19 protein-coding genes and 1 pseudogene are annotated in these 20,029 nt (G+C 37.2%); 7 read left to right on the top strand and 13 right to left on the bottom strand.

Annotated features, from left to right (window positions below):
- Positions 1-18: 18 nt before the first annotated feature.
- The 3 genes from Q0X89_RS03530 (at position 19) to Q0X89_RS03520 (ending at position 2,503) form a co-directional block, all read left to right on the top strand.
- The gene (locus Q0X89_RS03530; RefSeq protein WP_297691226.1) at positions 19-375 is read left to right on the top strand and encodes a hypothetical protein; all 357 of its coding nucleotides are present in this window, start codon (positions 19-21) and stop codon (positions 373-375) included.
- 6 nt (positions 376-381) lie between these two features.
- Positions 382-690, top strand: a complete 309-nt coding sequence (locus tag Q0X89_RS03525; RefSeq protein WP_297691225.1) for an antibiotic biosynthesis monooxygenase — start codon at positions 382-384, stop codon at positions 688-690.
- 145 nt (positions 691-835) lie between these two features.
- Complete coding sequence (locus tag Q0X89_RS03520; protein ID WP_297691224.1) at positions 836-2,503, top strand: glycerol-3-phosphate dehydrogenase/oxidase; 1,668 nt, start codon at positions 836-838, stop codon at positions 2,501-2,503.
- An 8-nt stretch (positions 2,504-2,511) separates the two neighbouring features.
- Here Q0X89_RS03520 and Q0X89_RS03515 read toward each other — a convergent pair whose 3' ends face one another.
- From Q0X89_RS03515 to Q0X89_RS03495, 5 genes are all read right to left on the bottom strand, one after another.
- Positions 2,512-3,882: a Gfo/Idh/MocA family oxidoreductase gene (locus Q0X89_RS03515; protein WP_297691223.1), complete on the bottom strand. Its 1,371-nt coding sequence runs from the start codon at positions 3,880-3,882 to the stop codon at positions 2,512-2,514.
- 11 nt (positions 3,883-3,893) lie between these two features.
- Complete coding sequence (locus Q0X89_RS03510; RefSeq protein ID WP_297691222.1) at positions 3,894-4,910, bottom strand: SUMF1/EgtB/PvdO family nonheme iron enzyme; 1,017 nt, start codon at positions 4,908-4,910, stop codon at positions 3,894-3,896.
- 78 nt (positions 4,911-4,988) lie between these two features.
- Positions 4,989-5,990 carry an NAD(P)H-dependent glycerol-3-phosphate dehydrogenase gene (locus Q0X89_RS03505; protein ID WP_297691221.1) on the bottom strand — a complete coding sequence of 334 codons (1,002 nt, stop codon included), beginning with the start codon at positions 5,988-5,990 and terminating at the stop codon, positions 4,989-4,991.
- Positions 5,991-6,305: 315 nt separating this feature from the next.
- On the bottom strand, positions 6,306-8,144 hold the full coding sequence (locus Q0X89_RS03500) for a glycoside hydrolase family 2 TIM barrel-domain containing protein (RefSeq protein WP_297691220.1): 1,839 nt from the start codon (positions 8,142-8,144) through the stop codon (positions 6,306-6,308).
- Between the two features lie 13 nt (positions 8,145-8,157).
- Positions 8,158-9,015, bottom strand: a complete 858-nt coding sequence (locus Q0X89_RS03495; protein ID WP_297691219.1) for an AraC family transcriptional regulator — start codon at positions 9,013-9,015, stop codon at positions 8,158-8,160.
- A 146-nt stretch (positions 9,016-9,161) separates the two neighbouring features.
- Here Q0X89_RS03495 and Q0X89_RS03490 point away from each other — a divergent pair, with 146 nt between their 5' ends.
- A complete protein-coding gene (locus Q0X89_RS03490; protein WP_297691218.1) occupies positions 9,162-10,136 on the top strand; it encodes a phytanoyl-CoA dioxygenase family protein in 975 nt (324 codons plus the stop codon).
- Between the two features lie 81 nt (positions 10,137-10,217).
- Positions 10,218-11,747, top strand: a complete 1,530-nt coding sequence (locus Q0X89_RS03485) for a SulP family inorganic anion transporter (protein WP_297691217.1) — start codon at positions 10,218-10,220, stop codon at positions 11,745-11,747.
- 3 nt (positions 11,748-11,750) lie between these two features.
- Here the strand turns inward: Q0X89_RS03485 and Q0X89_RS03480 are convergent, their stop codons facing one another.
- The 7 genes from Q0X89_RS03480 to Q0X89_RS03450 all read right to left on the bottom strand — a co-directional run bounded on the left by Q0X89_RS03480 (position 11,751) and on the right by Q0X89_RS03450 (position 17,541).
- Positions 11,751-12,452, bottom strand: coding sequence for an SIMPL domain-containing protein (locus tag Q0X89_RS03480; protein WP_297691216.1), 702 nt, complete (start codon positions 12,450-12,452; stop codon positions 11,751-11,753).
- A gap of 197 nt (positions 12,453-12,649) precedes the next feature.
- Positions 12,650-13,132 (bottom strand): cytochrome c, encoded by a 483-nt coding sequence (locus tag Q0X89_RS03475; protein WP_297691215.1) that lies wholly within the window; start codon positions 13,130-13,132, stop codon positions 12,650-12,652.
- Positions 13,133-13,173: 41 nt separating this feature from the next.
- Positions 13,174-14,133 (bottom strand): alpha/beta fold hydrolase, encoded by a 960-nt coding sequence (locus tag Q0X89_RS03470; RefSeq protein WP_297691214.1) that lies wholly within the window; start codon positions 14,131-14,133, stop codon positions 13,174-13,176.
- Positions 14,133-15,149: a bestrophin family protein gene (locus tag Q0X89_RS03465; protein ID WP_297691213.1), complete on the bottom strand. Its 1,017-nt coding sequence runs from the start codon at positions 15,147-15,149 to the stop codon at positions 14,133-14,135. The genes Q0X89_RS03470 and Q0X89_RS03465 overlap by 1 nt, the downstream gene beginning before the upstream one ends.
- Before the next feature lie 22 nt (positions 15,150-15,171).
- The gene (locus Q0X89_RS03460) at positions 15,172-16,146 is read right to left on the bottom strand and encodes a nitronate monooxygenase (protein ID WP_297691212.1); all 975 of its coding nucleotides are present in this window, start codon (positions 16,144-16,146) and stop codon (positions 15,172-15,174) included.
- A gap of 142 nt (positions 16,147-16,288) precedes the next feature.
- The gene (locus tag Q0X89_RS03455; protein ID WP_297691211.1) at positions 16,289-17,191 is read right to left on the bottom strand and encodes a DMT family transporter; all 903 of its coding nucleotides are present in this window, start codon (positions 17,189-17,191) and stop codon (positions 16,289-16,291) included.
- On the bottom strand, positions 17,188-17,541 hold the full coding sequence (locus tag Q0X89_RS03450) for an arsenate reductase family protein (RefSeq protein ID WP_297691210.1): 354 nt from the start codon (positions 17,539-17,541) through the stop codon (positions 17,188-17,190). The genes Q0X89_RS03455 and Q0X89_RS03450 overlap by 4 nt, the downstream gene beginning before the upstream one ends.
- Before the next feature lie 113 nt (positions 17,542-17,654).
- Here Q0X89_RS03450 and Q0X89_RS03445 point away from each other — a divergent pair, with 113 nt between their 5' ends.
- Positions 17,655-18,128, top strand: coding sequence for a DinB family protein (locus Q0X89_RS03445; protein ID WP_297691209.1), 474 nt, complete (start codon positions 17,655-17,657; stop codon positions 18,126-18,128).
- Here the strand turns inward: Q0X89_RS03445 and Q0X89_RS03440 are convergent.
- Positions 18,125-18,703: a DUF3298 and DUF4163 domain-containing protein gene (locus Q0X89_RS03440; RefSeq protein ID WP_297691208.1), complete on the bottom strand. Its 579-nt coding sequence runs from the start codon at positions 18,701-18,703 to the stop codon at positions 18,125-18,127. The two genes, Q0X89_RS03445 and Q0X89_RS03440, sit on opposite strands and share 4 nt — an antisense overlap.
- Positions 18,704-18,854: 151 nt before the next feature.
- On the opposite strand from Q0X89_RS03440, the pseudogene Q0X89_RS03435 reads away from it, so the two are divergent.
- A pseudogene (locus Q0X89_RS03435) lies at positions 18,855-20,013 on the top strand (cystathionine gamma-synthase).
- The last annotated feature ends 16 nt before the right edge of the window (positions 20,014-20,029 follow it).

Raw genomic sequence — 20,029 nt, 5'->3', positions numbered from 1 at the left:
TCTTTTTCGATCAAAAAAGTGAGTAGAGACAGTCAATTAAAGGATAGGTGGGAAGAGCTCATTGTGAAATTGTCTGCTAAGTTTTCCGATGGAGATCCAATGGACATAGATGGGATCATTTACCTTATTGGCATCCAGGAACTAGGCCAATATCACAGAACCTATAAAAAAGAAGAGAAAGTTAATCTGATGCATATAGCCATTTGCAAATTATTGGAGCCTTACGGATATTACGAGTTTGAGTTTTTTGACGAAGAAGGTTGGCCCCATTATATTGTAAAGGAAACACTTCCTCCTTTAAAAGCAGGAGAACAATCTGTCTTAATGAAAGAAGCTATTGTAAATTATTTCGTAGAACGCGCTTTCATTTTATAAACAATCATGACAAAACCGTACTATGCCGTAATATTTACCAGCACGCGAACTTCCGGGGATAAAGGTTATCTCCAAATGGCAAAGCAAATGGAAGAATTGGCTAAAAATCAACCGGGCTATCTTGGATTTGAGAGTGCTAAAGACAAAATTGGAATATCAATAAGTTATTGGAAAAACCTGGAATCTATTTCAAAATGGAAATCCAACCTCAAACATTTGGCTGCACAGGAAATGGGAAAAAAAGAATGGTATAAATGGTACAAAATAAGAGTCTGTCTTGTAGAAAGAGAATATGAATTTACTGCCTCATCATAAAACGCGCTATAATTATTTTATTACCCGATACTTAAGGAGAAGTTATACTCAATGATAACAATTGAATAAAACTGGAGCAACTGTATAGGAGATATAAACCGTTACATTTGTAATTAGGTTAAGGAATTATTGAAAAGCAAATAGCATGAGCGAGAATATACGATTTTCAAACCTTGACAGGAATAAAATCATTCAAAACCTGGCCAGAACCAAATTTGACCTTGTAATAATTGGAGGAGGAATAACCGGAGGAGGTATTGCCCTGGACGCAGCTTCCAGAGGACTAAAAGTGGCATTACTGGAAAAAGGGGATTTTGCCTCAGGTTCCAGCAGTAAATCTACAAAGTTAATTCATGGCGGTCTCAGGTATCTTAAGCAATTTGATTTTTGGTTAGTAAAAGAAGTAGGATCTGAAAGGGCTATTGTTCATAAACTCGCACCACACCTGGTGCTTCCTGAAAAAATGCTACTTCCTTTGATTGATGGCGGGTCATACGGAAAATGGCTTACTTCTATTGGGTTGAAGGTATATGATATTTTAGCGCAGGTTGCTGGGGATGACAAACGTATAATGCTTGAAAAGAAAGAAGCATTGGAATTGGAGCCCCTATTGCCAAAAAAGAAATTAAAAGGGGCAGGGTATTATGCAGAATATCGTACAGATGATTCCAGGCTCACCATTGAAAACATTAAGACGAGTCTTACTTTTGGGGCTGTTGCATTGAATTATGCAGAGGTCACATCTTTTGATTACGAAGAGGATATTATTTCCGGGCTTCATTTTAGGGATGGTCTGACAGGTAATGAATTTACGCTTAAATCAAAATACGTTATTAGTGCGGCCGGACCATGGGTAGATGAATTAAGAAGTATTAATAACTCAAAAAAGGGCAAAAGACTTCATCTTACGAAAGGGGTTCATTTAGTATTTCCACATGAAAAATTACCTGTAAAGCAATCCGTGTATTTTGATGTTCCTGATGGGCGAATGATTTTTGCTATCCCCAGAGGTAAAATTACCTATGTAGGAACAACGGATACTAACTATGATAAGGATAAAGATAATATACAACTCGATTTAGCAGACGTATTGTATTTAATTTCAGCAGTCAATAATATGTTTCCTAAAATTAATTTGGAAATGGATGATATTATTTCTTCATGGGCGGGTTTACGACCTTTAATCCATGAAGAGGGAAAATCTACTTCCGAATTATCTCGTAAGGATGAAATATTTGTTTCAGACAGTGGCCTTATCAGCATAGCAGGAGGTAAATTAACCGGGTATCGAAAGATGGCTGAAAGAGTCGTCAACCGGTTATCAAAAAAAATGGATGAGGAAGAAGGAATTGAACTTGATGAATGCACAACGGATGATATTCCTTTATGTGGAAATGATTTCAAAAAATTTAAACACGTTAAAAAATATATATCAGAAATATTTGAACGAATCCAAAAAGATGGTTTTACAGAATATGATGCCTGGTATCTTGTAACAACCTATGGGAAGCAGACTGACACTATTTTAGAGGATTATTCCATTCAAAAAGATAAGGATCCTTACATAAGAATGGCCAAAGCCGAACTGCATTATGGAATTAATTATGAAATGATAGCTACCCCTATGGACTTTTTTATTCGAAGAACAGGACGTTTATATTTCGATATTGAAAGCATACCTTTTCTATTGGATCCAATTCTGGATGAATTTAAATCAATTTTTAAATTGGATGATTCAAAAATCCTGTCATGGAAAGAGGAAATGCTGCAAGAAATACAGGAGCATTCTGTTTTTACTATAGACCGCGTTTAATTTATTTTCTATTCCTCTTCTACTTTTGTCTCTCCGGGTACAGGTATTGGATCCTCCAGTACTTTGGTCACTCCGGGTACAGGTATTGGATAAAATCCATTAGTATCAGGGGTTACAGGAGGTATTGCATCCCAACTATATTCATCTGGCATTAGACTCCTCCCTCTGTTTAAAGCATCTTCAAAGGTGATTAACTGCCCTGAATATGTAGCCATCCTTCCAAGAATAGCTGTCATTGTTGTCTTTGCCGCGTGCTCCGCATCGCTTATTACCCCTCCGTTTTTAATAGAAGCAAAAAGAACATCATGTTCTGTCTGATAGGGATTAGGATCATTAGCCCCCTGATGTTCATAGATTGTGCTGCCGTCATAACCGGTAATTATTCCTTTATTCTGAGAATCCAAATAGATTTTACCTTGGGTACCCATTAAACTTTCCGATACATTGTCTAAACAACCTTTTTGGTGTCTGCACTGACTGGAAATTACAGCACCGGAGGGATATGTGAATTCAACAAAATGGTGGTCAAATATTTCGCCGTACTCTTTTCCTTTTCTTACTTCTCTGCCTCCCATACCCTGCGCATGCACAGGGAACTCACCAATAAACCAATTAGCTACATCTATATTGTGAATATGTTGTTCTACAATATGATCCCCGCACAACCAGTTAAAATAGTACCAATTCCGCATTTGATATTCCATTTCTGTTTGATTTTCCTGGCGCTCTTTTACCCATACCCCAGCACTATTCCAATAAACCTGTCCGGAAATAATCTGGCCTATTTTACCAGCTCTTATCTCCTCAAGGCATGCCAAATAATTCTTTTGATAATGCCGTTGCAGTCCAACAACAACATTCAATTTTTTCGTTTTGGCAATTTTGGCGGTTTCCAGCACGCTTCGTATTCCCTGAGCATCCGTAGCTACAGGCTTTTCCATAAAAACATGCTTGTTTTTGCTAATTGCATACTCAAAGTGGAGAGGCCTGAAACCGGGTGTAGTGGTTAATATTACTACATCTGCTTTATCAATAGCTGCTTTATAGGCATCAAAGCCCAGGTGCTTATCTTCTTCTTTAATTTCAATTTTGTCAGTATCAATAAATTTCTTGGATAAGATTTCATAACAGCTATCCAGACGATCCTGAAATGCGTCGGCCATTGCAACTAATTTTACATTTTCTTTAGTGCTAAGTGCCTGTACTGCAGCACCGGTGCCCCTGCCACCACATCCTACCAGCGCAATTTTTATGGAATCTTCACCAAGAACATGTGCTGAAGCCGCTACGTCCAATGGAACAGTTAAGATTCCTCCTGCTGCGATAGCAGTATTTTTACAAAAATTTCTTCGGGTAAGAGCGTTCTTTTTATTTTTCATTTTTAAGGATTTTAATAGTCATCTATTGCAGTAAGCCAATAGGCTTCGATTTCTTCTTTTGGTGGAATTTTTTTAGGGCGGATAATTCTAAAACCAACATTCGGCGCATTAGTAAACCACCAGCGGCTTTTAGGAATCTGGGGGTCAATTCTTTTCCATTCTGCTGAGGATCCTTGCCGGGCAGATGATCTTAGTGCTGTTGCATGATCTATCCAGGATCCTCCGCGAACTGTTCTCGGATATAGTTTCGTTGGTTTAATAAAAGGATTTTTGGTAGTTTTTCCCAATCTACTGGCATAAGTATCCGAAACATATTGATCCATGGTCCATTCCGCAACATTTCCATGCATATCGTATAGGCCAAACTTATTAGGCTGCTTCGTGCCTACCTTCTGATATTTACCTTCACTATTATCCTTGTACCATGCATATAAATTGAGTTCAGCCAGATCATCACCAAAATAATAGGTGGTTGTACTGCCTGCCCTTGCTGCATATTCCCATTCCGCTTCTGTGGGCAGCCTATAGAATTTTCCTGTTTTTGCGCTAAGCCATTTACAAAATGTTAATGCTGCATATTGTGTTGTGTTTACAACAGGATATCCCTTTTTGCCCATGCCCTGGCTCATATCAACATATGGTGTTGATGCTGAAGATACCGCATCAATTTCTATAGCCACTTCAGGGTCTGAATGTTTTAATCCGATAGTATCAATTTGGCGTTCTAAAAAAAGTTCATACTGCTCCCAGGTTATTTCAAACGTACTCATCCAGAAATCATCTACAAAAACCTTGTGTTGAGGTTTTTCATCATCTTCATGGCTGTTGCTTCCCATCAAGTAGTCACCTCCTTTTACAGGGGTCATTTTAATTATAATATCGCTTCCGGAAATTTCTTGTGAATAAGCAACAAAGGGATCTGTTCTTTTTGTTGGACCAAAGGACCTGGAATTTCCATCAGTCATGAACGCCATGGATGAAAATAAGGCTATAACCATTACAATAAGAAGGAAATATTTTAGATTCATTTCAAAATAATCGAGAATAACAACATATCAAGGCATTCCTAAAATATTCAATTAGAAGCTAATAAAAAAATTTCATGTTCAATCTAATTTTTCCGTGAGAGCTCTGAAAGTTTTTTTTGCATTCTTATGGTCATAAAGAATATCATATACCGCATCAATAATTGGAGTCCTGACTTTCTTTTTAAAAGTTGATTTTAATTTATAGGCAGTTTCCGTTGCGTAGTAACCTTCCGCTACCATTTTCATTTCCATCATGGCACTTTTTACTCTATATCCTTTACCTATCATATTACCGAACATCCTATTCCGACTAAAAGTTGAATAACCGGTTACCAGAAGGTCTCCCAGATAGGCAGAGTTATTGATATTGCGTTTCATCTTGTGAACTCTCGAAATATATCGCTTCATTTCTCGGATAGCATTACTCATTAAAACAGATTGGAAATTATCGCCATAACCTAATCCATGAGCGATACCTGCGGCTAAGGCGTAAATATTTTTCAGCATGGCTGCGTATTCAGTGCCTATGATATCATCTGAAATTTTAGTCTTAATATAATGGCTGTTTAAATGACCTGAAAGTTCAATAGCCTTGTCAGTATCGGCACAGGCAATTGTTAAATACGACAAACGTTCCAAGGCCACTTCTTCAGCATGACATGGACCGGTTATAACACCAATATTTTCATAGGGAATACCATATTTTTGATAAAAATGTTCTCCTACTATTAATCCTGTTTCAGGCACAATTCCCTTAATAGCAGAGAAAATTATCTTATCACTCAAAGGGATTGTGAGTTTTTTGAGTTCACTTTCTAAAAAGGCAGATGGAATTGCGAATATCAGTAGATTAGCCATGGAAACTGCTTCGCTTATATTATTTGTGAGGACTAGCTGTTCTAGCTTAAATTCTACGGAGGTAAGGTAGTTAGGATTGTGTTTATTGGCCTTAATATATTTTATTGCGTCTTCATTACGCATATACCAGATTACCTTATCCCTGTTTTCGGTGAGCATTTTTACAATAGCCGTAGCCCAACTTCCACCGCCCAAAACAGCAATTTTAAGATCTTTTTCCATCAAACTAATTTAGTCTATCAAATGTACTTAAAAATAATAACCACTTAATTTATTGACAGTCATTGTATTATAATATTTTATCAGACAAATAGTATTGTCTGGGTCGTGGGAATAATGTTGAAATTGCCAAGTTAAAAAACGATGAAATACTCAAAACTTTAACATTGGTTTACCTGTATCCAGGCAATGAAAACTTTAAATATTGCGTTATTTAAGTTAGTAGGGAAAGGTTTGTAAAAAAATATTTTTGGTTGGTTATTTAGTTAGAAACCGCTCCGGATTTCAATTCGGAGTGGTTTTTTTGTACACAATATCTTAATTACCCTTTGCTGCATTTGCTTTGTTGTCGTAATATTCTTTCAGAACATAGAACGCTTTCTTTTTATTTCCTTTTTCATCAAAAAGACCCTTTCTGTTATATCCGTCCTGAATTTTTGCCAGAGGTCTTCTGGGTGATCTGAAGTCTTTTAGAACCCATGGCGAAAATCCTTGTAATTTTTCAATTTTGTCTAGCATATTTAATGATTCTTCGTAAAGATATTCCTGATATTCTTCGGACCACCTTGTTTCTTTGTCAGCATGATAACCAAATTTAGCTCCTGCTCCAAATTCTGAAATAAATACAGGTTTGTTCTGATCAATTTTCCAGGTAATGGTACGAGCTTTGTCAGGCAATCCAACATACCAGCCTATATATTGGTTAAAGCTCAGGATATCGACCTCCTCTGCAAAAGGATCATCTATGGTTAGCACATTACTGTTACCATCAACGGTATTTTGTTCTAATGCTGCGCTTATTAAACGGGTAGGGTCCAGACTTCTGGTATGTTCTTTCAATTTTTTAAGAAATTTAAGACGGGGCTCACTTACCGGGGTTTCATTAGCCATGGACCAAATGATGACTGATGCCCTGTTCTTATCTCTTTGTATGACCTCTGTAAGTTGATTTTGAGCGTTTTCGTAGGTGCTGGGATTCTCCCATTTAATAGTCCAATAAACCGGGTTTTCCTCCCACAGCAATATTCCCATACTATCAGCGGCTCTGACCATAGACTCATTATGGGGATAATGCGCCAGGCGTGCAAAATTTCCGTTCATTTCCTTTACCCATTCTAAAAGTTTTTCAGAATCTTTCATGGTTTTTGCTCGTCCTTGATTAATAGGACTCTCTTCATGGATACATATTCCTCTTAAAAAAATTGGTTTATTATTTAATAAAATTGATGTTCCTTCGGTTTTTATGGTTCTAAAACCAATCTTATCTTTGATCTGGTCTCTACCTGCATTGAGAGAAACATCATATAATTTTGGATTTTCCGGACTCCATTTTTTCAATTTTGCCTTTTTAATATGTATTTGAGCCCTGCCGGTTATGTCGGTGTTTACTTTTCTGGAAATTTTCGCTTCTGATATTTTAAGTGTTACTTCTCTATTTGCTTTATCAGGGCCATTGAGCTGAATATATCCTAAAATTTCATCGGAATTTTTAGGATTTAATTGAATCATATAGTCATCTATATAAGTCTCTTTTGTTTCTATTAATTTCACATCTCTGGTAAGACCACCGTAATTCCACCAATCTGTATTCAACGTGGGGACAGCTTCCGGGGTTCTCTTATTATCAATTTTGACTACCAGAAAATTTCCTTTATCCATTAGCAAATCCGTTACTTCAAAATTAAATGGTGTAAATCCGCCTATATGTCGGCCCAGTTTTCTTCCATTCAGGTATACATCAGCTTGATAATTTGCAGCTCCGAAGTAAACAAAAACTCTGTTGGCAGCTTCTTCTTTAGAATAATCGAAAGACCTTTTGTACCAAATAGAACCTTCATAATATAAAAGTTTATCCTTTTGGGAATTCCAGTCTCCTGGGACCATTAATGTTTCGGAATTATCAAAATCATATTCTATTAAATCCGTTTTGTCCACAGGGGATGTATTTGTAAAATATGCATTTTTTGAGGGCGGATCCGTCAGATCAAAAGCTTCATAGCGATAATTATAATAGCCATTTTCATATGGATCTATAATTATGTTCCACTCTCCATTAAGTGATAAAGATGCTCTGCTATATGCATTATTTAATACCTCATCTTGCGCAATTGTTGATGAGCAAATAATGAAAAATATTAATGTAACTATGAATTTCATTTGAATTATGAGTTTAGAAAGTATTTTTATTTAAATATCTTTTTTTAAAATCAGATGGATTTTCAAAGGCAATTTTTTTAAAAGTACGATTAAAATAAGAAAGGCTTTCATAACCGCATTCGTAGCAAGCCTCGCTGATATTACTGCCTTTCATAAGTAAACGCTTGGCCTGGCTAATGCGATATTGGTTTAAGAATGAGGTAAAAGAGCGTCCTGTAGCATCTTTAAAATACCTGCAAAAAGCTTCTTTGCTTAAATTGCTAATTGAAGCTACTTCTTTAAGTTCTATTTTTCGCTGGTAATTTTCATCAATGAATGCATAGATATTCTTCAACCGGTCTTTTTGTTTTTGACTGTATTTATTTATAACCGGATAGTCATGTAATAAGACATACTCCTGAGATGCTGCTAAAATTGAAAAAATATGCAGTACTTCCAGAAACTGTGTAAAAGGACTTAAAGTATGAAGTTTTTTTAGCCTTGAGCCCACAGCAACCTTGGTATTTCCGGTAAAGGCTATTCCATGTTGAGATTTTTCAAAAAGTTCAAACACATCAGATAGCTCCGGAATTTCGGTAAATATATTATTCTTAAATGCCGAACTAACATGCAAAACCTCTTTTTTGTAATCTGTCTGTATGCCATAATCGAAATTCAAATGGGGGATATTAGACCCTATCAGTACCAAATCACTATGTTCATATTGAGAGATATGATCTCCCACATGCCTTGTACCGTTGGCACCTTCAATATAGACCAATTCATATTCCGGGTGAAAATGCCAGTAGAATAAGTCGTTTAATCTTGGATTGTGCAATAATCTGAATGAGCTCTTGGCATCCGGATTTATTTGTTCTAATTGAATTTTCAAATCAAATATTTAACAAAATTGTTGTTATAGACTATAATTGGGATAATAAATATCAATATAGTACAATTATTGATCAAAATCAAGGTGGAGATCGCCATAAGATCTCTTTAGATTTGACTATCTTTTAATTTCAATACAGAATCATTATGGAAAAAGCAGCATCCAAACTGGAAATGGCCAATAAGGCCCACAAGGATATTCCGGGAAACCCATCAACGGCTACAAGTAGCAAAATTCAACTTAATGACAGGTCTAATAATGTTCCTTTAAGAGTTCTTAGCGAAAAGGACTGGGAATTCTGGAAGCATAATGGTTATATAGTGATAAAAAATGCAATTTCCAGAGAACAGGCCAGGATAACTGCAGATTTTCTATGGGAATTCGACGAAAAAGATCCGAGCGACCCTGAAACCTGGTATGCGCCACCGCGGGCTGAAATGCAAATGAAAGAGCTAACCGGCACGGGTATGGTTGAGGTTTATAACAACCAGCATCTTTGGAATAACCGGCAAACACAACGTGTATATGATGCTTTTGTGGATGTTTGGGGGACGGATAAACTTTGGGTCACTATTGACCGGGCCAATCTAAATTTTCCACAAAGACCCGGATTTGAAAAGAAAGGCTTTATACATTGGGATTATGATCCCGAAACACGCCCGCAAAACGTCCAAGGTGTGCTGGCACTAGTTGATCAGACGGACGAGAACATGGGAGGCTTTCAATGCATTCCATGGTTGTATAGAAATTATGATAGCTGGAAACTAACCCAACCTGAAGACAGGGATCACTTTCAACCAGACACAACTGGTTTGGAAGAAAAGATTGTGAAAGTAAAAATGGAGGCAGGAGATCTGCTTATATTTAACAGCACTCAGCCTCATGGTATCAGACCCAACAGATCTAAGGATAAAGTAAGAATAGCTCAGTATATTTCAATGATGCCGGCAGAAGAGGAAAATGAAGAATTAAGACAATGGCGCATTAATTCCTGGAAGAACAGAGTAGCTCCGGAGGGTTATGCCTTTCCGGGTGATCCAAGAAATTGGGAGCAAGTTAAATACGATACTGCTAAATTATCTGAACTTGGGAAGAAATTATTAGGCCTGGATCGGTGGTAATTATGAATTCCATAATTCTTTTCAATTAAGTCTTTAAACTGTTAATAAGTACTATTTTTGCCTCCTTAAAATATAAAGGCTTTGAAGAAGTACTTAAATCTATTTGATTTTTCTCAAAAAGTAAATTATAAAACTGAAGTCCTATCCGGATTAACTGTGGCATTGGCCTTAGTCCCCGAGGCAATAGCTTTTGCCCTCATTGCCGGGCTATCCCCATTAACCGGATTATATGCAGCTTTTGTAATGGGGCTGGTTACTTCTATACTCGGGGGAAGACCGGGAATGATTTCCGGAGCAACGGGGGCAGTTGCGGTTGTTATAGTTTCACTTGCCATGGATTATGGTGTGGAATACGTATTTGCTACAGTTGTGCTGGCAGGAATTTTACAAATTGCCGCCGGCGTTCTTCGATTAGGTAAATTAATGCGGCTCGTTCCCCATCCGGTAATATTTGGATTTGTAAATGGGTTGGCGATAATTATTTTTATTTCACAGTTAGACCAGTTCAAGTCGTCAGATGGCTCTTGGTTGTCCGGTAGTACTTTATTCATTTTTTTAGGATTAGTTTTTTTCACAATGCTCGTAATATGGGGATTGCCAAAATTAAGTAAGGCGGTTCCTGCCTCCCTGATTGCGATCCTGGCCGTTTTTGGACTGGTACTTGCATTCGATATAGACACTAAAACAATTGGTGATATTGCTTCTATTCAAGGCGGATTTCCTCCTTTTCATATTCCACAACTGCCTGTTAATTTGGAAACGCTCCAGATCATTTTCCCTTATGCGGTTATAGTTGCGGGCGTAGGCTTAATTGAGAGTTTGTTAACGCTTAATATTATAGATGAAATTACAGAAACCCGTGGACGCGGGAACAAAGAAGCGGTTGCCCAGGGAACAGCGAATATTCTTTCGGGACTTTTTTCCGGAATGGGCGGTTGTGCTATGATTGGCCAGAGTTTAATCAATACTTCCAATGGAGCAAGGGCAAGATTATCGGGAATTGTGGCTGCGGTGATGCTTCTAGTTTTTATCATGTTTGGTGCTGACCTGATTGAAAAAGTACCTATGGCTGCACTTACCGGCTTAATGATAATGGTTGCTTTAGGAACATTTGAGTGGGCTAGCTTGCGTACCTTTCGAAGAATGCCAAAATCTGATGTGCTTGTAATGATATTGGTAACCCTGGTGACGGTATTTCTCCATAACCTTGCCTTAGCAGTGTTGGTTGGGGTTATAATTTCTGCCCTTGTCTTCGCATGGGATAATGCTAAAAGGATACGCGCAAGGAAATATATCGATGAAAATGGAATAAAACATTATGAGATCTATGGGCCACTGTTTTTTGGATCTGTCACTTTATTTAATGAGAAGTTTGAAGTACTGGAAGATCCGGATGAAGTGATCATTGACTTTAGAGAAAGCAGGGTAGTAGATATGTCTGCCATAGAAGCATTGAACAAAATTACGGAACGCTATCACAAAGTAGGTAAGAAAGTTCATTTGAGGCATTTGAGTGAGGATTGCAGACGCCTATTGTCAAATGCCGATGCCATAATTGATGTCAATGTCCTCGAGGATCCTACCTACAAGCTAGTTGTGGATAAGGTCTGATAGTTACTGGATTGAAAATTTAACATTTACAGTACTTTCTATTTTTATCTTTTCAAATTCAATAGCTATGGGTTGCTCTTCATCGGCCTCTTTAAACATTTGTACCCTCGCCATTCGTCCATCCATCATGGGTTGTATGCCCGTATTTAGATCGGAGATATAAAGGGCATTTCCCAGTTTCTGATCTAAAGGGAGTACCATAGCCTCTGCCTGTTTTTTTGCTGCCCGAACAGCCTCTTGTCTCAGATCAATTTTAAGCTTTTCAATTTTTGAATACTCGGTTTTTGTTAGGTTCACATTTGAGATTCCAATTGATTCAAGACCCAGGATAACCTTTCCTGCCATTACCGCGTCATAGACCAATAATGAATATTCCTTATCTTTTTGTACGTCCACTTTTCTTAGGAAATACTTTTTAAAATTACTTGCCAGATCTGAAAGCGTAAGCTGTTTCTCGATATCAATACCCAGTGATTTCAGTTTGTCGGCCATTTTGTTCTCTAATTTTTCAACCGAAGTTTTTCCCTTGGTGTCTGCTTCTGTAATTCGTATTGATAGATAAATACGGTCTGGTATAACTAAGGTATCAACTCGTGCGGTGGTCTCTAAATACGGTTGATCAATAAAGTTTTTATTTTGTCCGTAATTCTTGAAGCCTGTTATCAATAGAATTATTACTAATGATCTTAATAGAATTTTTTTCATATCGTTAATTTGCTTGTACGAAACTAAGAATTTCTTTATTTGTTAAAAAGGTAAAATGAGTAAAGTGGTTTGCTCTGTGAGGGACTAATACAAATATGGACGTATAACCATCTATGTTGATATAATTCTTCAAAAAAAAGTGCTGAACTCTTTATATAAAATCCAGAGAACAGCACTTAAATAAGTAAATCTAAACTTTATAAGGTACGCAAGTATTCGGCTACCGCCCGAGCCTCTTCCTCACTTAAATTCTGATTGAGCATTACAGCTTTATTGTATTCTTCATATAAAGCTATAGCAATTGGATCTTCTTTAAGCATGCCATCCGGGTTTAGGATCATATTCATGACCCATTCCGGGCTTCTGCGATCATAAACACCTGCTAAAGCAGGTCCTATCATACGTTGGTTTGCCATGTGGCAAGCGGTACAAATAGCGCTGTACTTTGCCTCACCCACCGCTGCCATTTCAGTATCAATTTCTTCGGCAAATTCAACAGAGGTAATTGGCCCTATACCTTTGTTATTTAGATCAACCGGGACAGTTTCAGACTTAGTTTCTACTTGCACTTCCTTTTTGGCGCGGTTCATTTCAAAACCACCTTCTTTTTTCTCTTCTTTTTTTTCTCCACAGCTGGTAGCCACGGCACAAATTGCAATTATGGCAAATATTTTTCGCATGTCATTTAAATTAAAAGCACTAAGATAAGAAATAGCATGGATCAAAAAAGATCCTTAATAAACTTTAAGCCAATTTTTTCCGAATAGGATATGTTTTGTGAATCAAAAAATCCCACATGTCCTCCATATTTAGGCATATCAAGAAAAAGCCTTGGGTTATTCTCTGCTTCTTTAACCGGGTAGCAATCGCGGCCTAAAAATGAGTCGTCCCGGGCATTAATAATCAATGCAGGAATCTTTATCCGGGGTAAAAACTGAAGGCTGCTACACTGTTTGTAGTAATCTAAAGCATCCTCAAATCCATGAGCTCTGCTTGTGTAAACATCATCAAAGTCTTTAAGGGTCTTTATAGTTTCTATTTCCTTAACGGATATTAATTCCGGGAATTTCTTTTGTTTTATGTAAAGCTTCTCAATCAGATGTTTTTTAAACCTCTTGGCATAAAGCGTATTTTTAAATTTAAGCAATTGTATGAGAGAATCGTGTAAACTGCAAGGCACGGAAACAGTTACAGCTCCTTTTATTTCATTTGCAACTTCACCTTCTCCCAGATACTTTAGTGTGAGATTACCCCCTAGGCTAAACCCTTTTATATAAATGCTGCTGTATTTCCTGGTAGAAAGGATGTGTTGTATTACCGCTTTGAGATCTTCTGTAGCTCCTGAATGATAAGACCTGAATAATCGATTGGTTTCTCCGCTACAGCCTCTGAAATTTACAGCACAACTATCAAGTCCGTTGGAATTAAAATGCCTGGCACTTCCTGTTATGTAAGGACGTTGCCCATGGCCTTCAAGACCATGCAGAAGAATAACAACGGCATTACTCGGGGTTTGAGAAAAGCTCCAGTCCAAATCTATAAAATCACCATCCCCCAGTTCCAGACGTTCCCTTTGCTGGCTAAAATTATTAACCTTTCTAATCAAGCCGGAGTAAATAGTAGAGATATGACCATTTTTAAATGGAAGGGGAGGATTGTATTGAGATTTAACCAGAGGCATTAGTAGAGAATATGGTCTTTGGCTTTAACCGCTTCTGGTAAATTGTCTTCATCCAGCATATCCCGTAAATCAATTTCAATAGTTCGGCATAAGGCGGTCATTGGCACATCAGATGATCTGCCTTCAAAAGGATCTTCGCTATTATCCCCAACTTTTTCCATGGTAATAAATACCCATGAAATCAGAACTGAAAAGGGAATCATTAAAAATACATACCAGGCTTGCATAGAATCAAATGATACTAAAGTCTCATCTTCAAAAACGTCGAGCAGACCATAAGGTAAAATCAAAATGAATATCCAGGTAAAAAGCCTTGAAAAATATCCATATTGTCGTGGAAAAGGCGTGTTTTTTATTCGTTCACTTTTACCCTGGAGATTATAGAGCTCTTCTAAAACAGAATGCATCTGATCTTCCTGGAAACCATCAATAACACCCTTTTCTTTTAATGCAACAATATCCATGGCCTGGTTTTTAACCAAATGGGTAGCCGGGTTTACCCTTTTTTTTAGATCAATAAATTCTCTTTTATTTACGTATTTAAAAGCTTCGTTACAGGATGGGTTTCGCTCTCCGTGTTTTTCATACATTTTTTCAACCGATCTGTCTTCTTTTAAGGACCAAGGTTTTGGTTGCCTCAGTTGCACTCTGAGTGCATTTATCCATCCAATATGCCTGTAGATTAATTGGGTATGCATTTTTTTATCGTATGTCTTATCCTCAGTACGAACAAAACTTAATACCTGAATACCCCAGGTTCTGCTGTAATTTACGATGCCACCCCAAATTTTTCTACCTTCCCAAAAACGATCATAGCTTTGAGAGTTTTTGAATCCAATATAAAAAGCAACAGCAATACCGATAACACTGATTGGTTGAAAGGGAATATCAATGAAATTCCAGCCAAAAAAATGATATATAGAAAATACCAAGCTTGCGTACAGGGTAAAAAAGATAACGTTTTTCCAGGAATATCTCAGGATAACTCCCCAGCCAATATTTCTTTTTACGTACATATATTAGATGATTGTTTAATTATTATTTTGGATAATTGTCCAATAATGCCATTTGTTCTTCAATTGCTGCCTTAAATTCAGATTTAAGACTCGCAACGAGTTCCGAGACAGAAAGGACATTATCTATTGTGGTGGATCCCTGACCGGCAGACCAAATGGTTTTCCATGCCTTGGCTTCCGTATCTAGTTCTTTCCCAAAGTCAATTTTAACGTCCTTTTTCAGGTCTTCTTCTGTTATTCCTGCAGCTGCAAGACTTGCTCCAAGAAAATTGGCATGTACTCCGGAGATGGCTGCAGTATAGGTAATATCACTTGCTCCGGCCTTAATGATCATCTGGCGATATTCCTCCGGCGCTTTACTTTCAACAGTGTTAATAAAGCGTGTACCCATATAAGCCAAATCTGCCCCCATTTGTAAGGCCGATGCAATATCTCTGCCGGTACTTATACAGCCTGAAAGGATGATGGTTTTATCGTAGAACTTTTTAATTTCTGCTACAAGCGACATAGGATTAATAGTTCCTGCATGACCTCCGGCACCGGCCGCAACCAATATTAGTCCATCAACCCCTGCTTCAGCCGCCTTTTCCGCATGCCTTTTTTTGATTATATCGTGAAAAACCAATCCACCATAACTGTGGACAGCATCAACTAGTTGCGAAACTGCTCCCAAAGAGGTGATAATGATAGGAACTTTATGTTTAATGCATAATTTCAGATCTGCTTCGAGCCTTGGATTCGTAGGATGAACAATCAGATTTACACCAAATGGAGCTGCCTTAGTCGCTGTTTTTTCTTCGAAAGCATCTAATTCAGATTTTATTTGAATAAGCCATTCTTCAAATCCTTCACTTGTACGTTGATTAAGGGCAGGAAAAGTTCCTATAATTCCATTTTTGCAACATTCAATAACCAATTTAGGACCAGAGATAAGGAACATGGGCGCTGCGATGGCAGGCAAAGAAAGTTCTTTAATAAATGAAGGTTTGTTAGTCATAGTCTTTTTTTGTGAGTTTAAAAATAGGAATAATTCTGTTTGTAAAAATATCAATTGGTATAGAACTTATAAGCCGGTCCCTGGAGGCTCAAAAAATTACTGAAAGTAATGATGTTGTAGTTAATACCTCTGGGAAAGCCAGCTAGTCTGTTATTGAACCCGGTTTTGGTTTTTTGCTAACAAGATAAACTCCTAACATCACTAAACACGCCGCTACTACTTTAACGGTTGTGAGGTTATCTCTGCCACTTATTACAGCAAAAAGAATACCGATTACAGGTTGTACATATACAAAGGCACTTACTGTAGATGCCTTTAATTGGGTTAATGCAAAAACATTAAACAAATAAGCACAAAAAGTAGTTCCTATGACCACAAATGCCATTTTCCATATAGCCTCAAATGGCAGCGAAAACCATGACACTTCTAAAAACTCGGGAAGTGCAACCGGTAAATTGTATATAATGCCTATCAGAAACATCCACTTTAAAAGAGTGAAAGGATGGTATTTTTCCAGTAGTTTTTTTACAAGAATAAGGTAAAGTCCAAAAAATAGTGAATTCAACAAAAAGAGAGAATTACCCAATGGGATATTTGATGCATCCTGTCTGATTTCATTACCGTATAGGACAAGAAAAAGAGCACCTGTAAGACCAATCAATATACCCGCGATTTTGAGCATCCTGATTTTTTCTTTAATTAAAAAAAAGGATAAAACGACCACTATGATGGGCGTGGTGGTAACCAGGACAGCACTATTTATGGGCGTTGATAAATCCAAACCTTTAAAAAATGCCAGCATATTAATTGCCATGCCAAAAAGCGAACACAGCAGTATCCGCCCCCAGTCTTTAGATTCAATCTTTTCTTTTGGGCCCATCAAGGAAATACTCCAAAACAATATGGCAGCTCCCAGCACTCTAAGCATAATAAAACCAAATGGTTTAATATAAATGGGCATCACCCCTTTGGCAATGGTATGGTTTAATCCATAAATTGTTGTAGCACCCAGGGCTGATAATATGGCTAGAGTTCGCTTATTCAAGAATGAATGATTTCTTTGGCAGAAGCAACCACCTTTTTACTATTTCCTATAAATATTTGATTGTTTACCAAAATAACAGGTCGTTTCAAGAATGTGTAATGTTCCAATATCAGCGCCTCATAATCCTTTTCTTCAAGTTGCTGATCTTTTAGATTGCGCTCACCATACAGGCGTGCCCTTTTACTGAATAAGGCTTCATAACTACCTGCTAAATTTCGCATTTCGTTTAACTGCTCACTAGTAATTGGGTCTGTTTTAATATCCTGAATTTCAAAATTATCAAGAGGCTTTAGCTCATTTAAAATACGCTTGCATGTATCACAACTACTTAAATAATAAATTTTCTTCATGCTATTTCTTTATGAAATTAAAATTATAATAACCGCCACTAATTATTATTAAATGAATATGTTATTTTTATTCAAGGCAAACGCATTATTATTAATCGGAAAATTAGTAAACATTGGAAAAAATATTTGACATTACGATTCAAAACAGGAAGATACTATACAAAATATTAAAGCAAACTCCTCCTAATCTTCTATTTGAAATTCCGGAAGGCTACCGCAATAACATATGGTGGAATATAGCCCATGTCGTTGCCACCCAACAAATACTTATTTACAAATTTAGTAATCTAACTCCGCGTATTGATGATTCTTTGATTCAAAAATTCAGAAAAGGAACTTTACCAGATTTACCTCCTACGGATGAAGAGATAGATCATATTGGTGGTTTTTTGTTTTCCACAGTGGAATGGACACAGCAGGATTACGAAAATGGAATTTTCAAGGAGTATAATGAATATACCACGAGCACAAAGGTTGTATTGAGCAATGTTGAAGACGCTTTGAAGTTTAATCTATTTCATGAAGGATTACATCTTGGCGTAATACTTTCATTGGATAAGATTCTACTAAAGGAAAAGGCGAGCTAGGTTTTGATTTTACCCGATAAAAATTTTTGAATATCCTTATAAGGAAGAGTCAGTTCAATAGGGCCATCGGCATATGAAGCCACTTCATATTGATTATACAAAAGTTTAAGCCCTTTGTCTGTAAATCCAATATTTTCAGGTAGATAAAAAAGGTCTCTGTCAAACATAAAGCCTGTACTGTTTATGGACTTATTTTCGGGGATATTCTGTTGTATTCTAAATTGCGTTTCTGCATATTTTTGAAACCCTTCCTTATCTTCAAACAACTCCCAGGGATCTATTTCTCTACCACTTTTTTTATTGAAATTTAAATAATTTGTAGATCCATAACCATGAGCGCCACCAGTAAACAAATAAGACTGCAATTCAATCGTTATGAGGTCATTATTTTCATAGGTTACCAATCCATTTATTGTGGCCTTCCATCCAATTGTTTCATCGGGATAGATTTTTTTTAATTCAAAATAACCCTTTGTAAATGATTCAATGGCCTGCTGAATAGTTTCAGCATTTAATTCATCATCAAAAGTCAATTTGGATATAACTTCTTCCTGTAAAGCGAGATTAAGTAACATTGCGGTTGTCCTGACAGCTAATTAATAATACAGGTAAAAAAAGGTAGGTTATAATATGCTTCATTGCATTGAATTTGGATCTATTGCAAAACTAAGGATTCATTGGTTTCTCCAAAAGATAACAATACATTTGTGAACATAAATTTAAAATATGAGCGACAAGAAATTAAGATTTAATAGTAAGGTAATACATGGGGGACAAAAGCCGGACAAGGCCTACGGTGCTGTAATGCCTCCGATTTATCAGACGTCTACCTATGCCCAAACTAGTCCTGGTGAGCATATGGGTTTTGAATACTCTCGTAGTGCTAACCCAACAAGGAGTGCATTGGAAGATGCCCTTGCCAGTATTGAAAATGGAAATCATGGATTGGCATTCGCGAGTGGATTGGCGGCTATGGACGCAGTTATTAAACTATTAGAGCCAGGTGATGAGGTAATTTCAACGAATGATCTGTACGGTGGTAGCTATCGCCTTTTCCGACAGATCTTTGAAAAATACGGGATTAAATTTCATTTCATAGGTATGCAGGAAGTAGCTAATATTGCTGCCTTAATTAATTCAAATACGAAATTAATTTGGGTTGAAACTCCAACTAATCCAATGATGAATGTAATTGACATTAAGGCGGTCGGTTTCAGAATTGGCCAAAAGTAATAAACTGCTTATGGCGGTGGATAATACTTTCGCAACTCCCTATTTGCAGCAACCTCTGGATTTAGGAGCTGATATAGTAATGCATTCTGCCACCAAATATCTTGGCGGACATAGCGACGTGGTCGTAGGCGCTTTAGTTGTGAAAGATGCAGTCTTGGCAGAGAAATTATATTTCATTCAAAACGCCAGTGGAGCTGTGTGTGGCCCAATGGATAGTTTTTTAGTTCTAAGAGGGATTAAAACGTTGCATGTAAGAATGCAGCGGCATTGTGAAAATGGAAAACTAATTGCAGAATATTTACTTGCGCATCCAAAAATTGAAAAGGTCTATTGGCCTGGTTTTAAAAATCATCCCAATCATGATGTTGCCACAAAACAAATGAAAGCATATGGTGGAATGATATCCTTTATACCCAAAGGAAGCAGTTTTAAGGATGCCGTTGCAATTGTAGAAAAACTAAAGGTCTTCACGCTTGCAGAATCATTGGGAGGAGTGGAGAGTTTAGCAGGCCACCCGGCAAGTATGACCCATGCCAGTATTCCAAAAAAAGAACGGGAAAAAAGTGGAGTCGTTGATTCTCTTATCAGACTAAGTGTGGGAATTGAAGATGGCCAGGATCTTATTTCTGATCTGGAACAGGCAATCGGATAAATTTTATCATATTTTT

Origin of the sequence: uncultured Eudoraea sp., assembly GCF_947258525.1 — a bacterium.
GTDB lineage: Bacteria > Bacteroidota > Bacteroidia > Flavobacteriales > Flavobacteriaceae > Eudoraea.
This window is presented reverse-complemented; position numbering and strand designations above follow the sequence as displayed.

Coding starts and splice junctions, on each gene's coding strand:
- Q0X89_RS03525 (WP_297691225.1), top strand. CDS start 382: ATGACAAAACCGTACTATGCCGTAATATTTACCAGCACGCGAACTTCC.
- Q0X89_RS03520 (WP_297691224.1), top strand. CDS start 836: ATGAGCGAGAATATACGATTTTCAAACCTTGACAGGAATAAAATCATT.
- Q0X89_RS03515 (WP_297691223.1), bottom strand. CDS start 3,882: ATGAAAAATAAAAAGAACGCTCTTACCCGAAGAAATTTTTGTAAAAAT.
- Q0X89_RS03510 (WP_297691222.1), bottom strand. CDS start 4,910: ATGAATCTAAAATATTTCCTTCTTATTGTAATGGTTATAGCCTTATTT.
- Q0X89_RS03505 (WP_297691221.1), bottom strand. CDS start 5,990: ATGGAAAAAGATCTTAAAATTGCTGTTTTGGGCGGTGGAAGTTGGGCT.
- Q0X89_RS03500 (WP_297691220.1), bottom strand. CDS start 8,144: ATGAAATTCATAGTTACATTAATATTTTTCATTATTTGCTCATCAACA.
- Q0X89_RS03490 (WP_297691218.1), top strand. CDS start 9,162: ATGGAAAAAGCAGCATCCAAACTGGAAATGGCCAATAAGGCCCACAAG.
- Q0X89_RS03480 (WP_297691216.1), bottom strand. CDS start 12,452: ATGAAAAAAATTCTATTAAGATCATTAGTAATAATTCTATTGATAACA.
- Q0X89_RS03475 (WP_297691215.1), bottom strand. CDS start 13,132: ATGCGAAAAATATTTGCCATAATTGCAATTTGTGCCGTGGCTACCAGC.
- Q0X89_RS03470 (WP_297691214.1), bottom strand. CDS start 14,133: ATGCCTCTGGTTAAATCTCAATACAATCCTCCCCTTCCATTTAAAAAT.
- Q0X89_RS03465 (WP_297691213.1), bottom strand. CDS start 15,149: ATGTACGTAAAAAGAAATATTGGCTGGGGAGTTATCCTGAGATATTCC.
- Q0X89_RS03460 (WP_297691212.1), bottom strand. CDS start 16,146: ATGACTAACAAACCTTCATTTATTAAAGAACTTTCTTTGCCTGCCATC.
- Q0X89_RS03450 (WP_297691210.1), bottom strand. CDS start 17,541: ATGAAGAAAATTTATTATTTAAGTAGTTGTGATACATGCAAGCGTATT.
- Q0X89_RS03440 (WP_297691208.1), bottom strand. CDS start 18,703: ATGTTACTTAATCTCGCTTTACAGGAAGAAGTTATATCCAAATTGACT.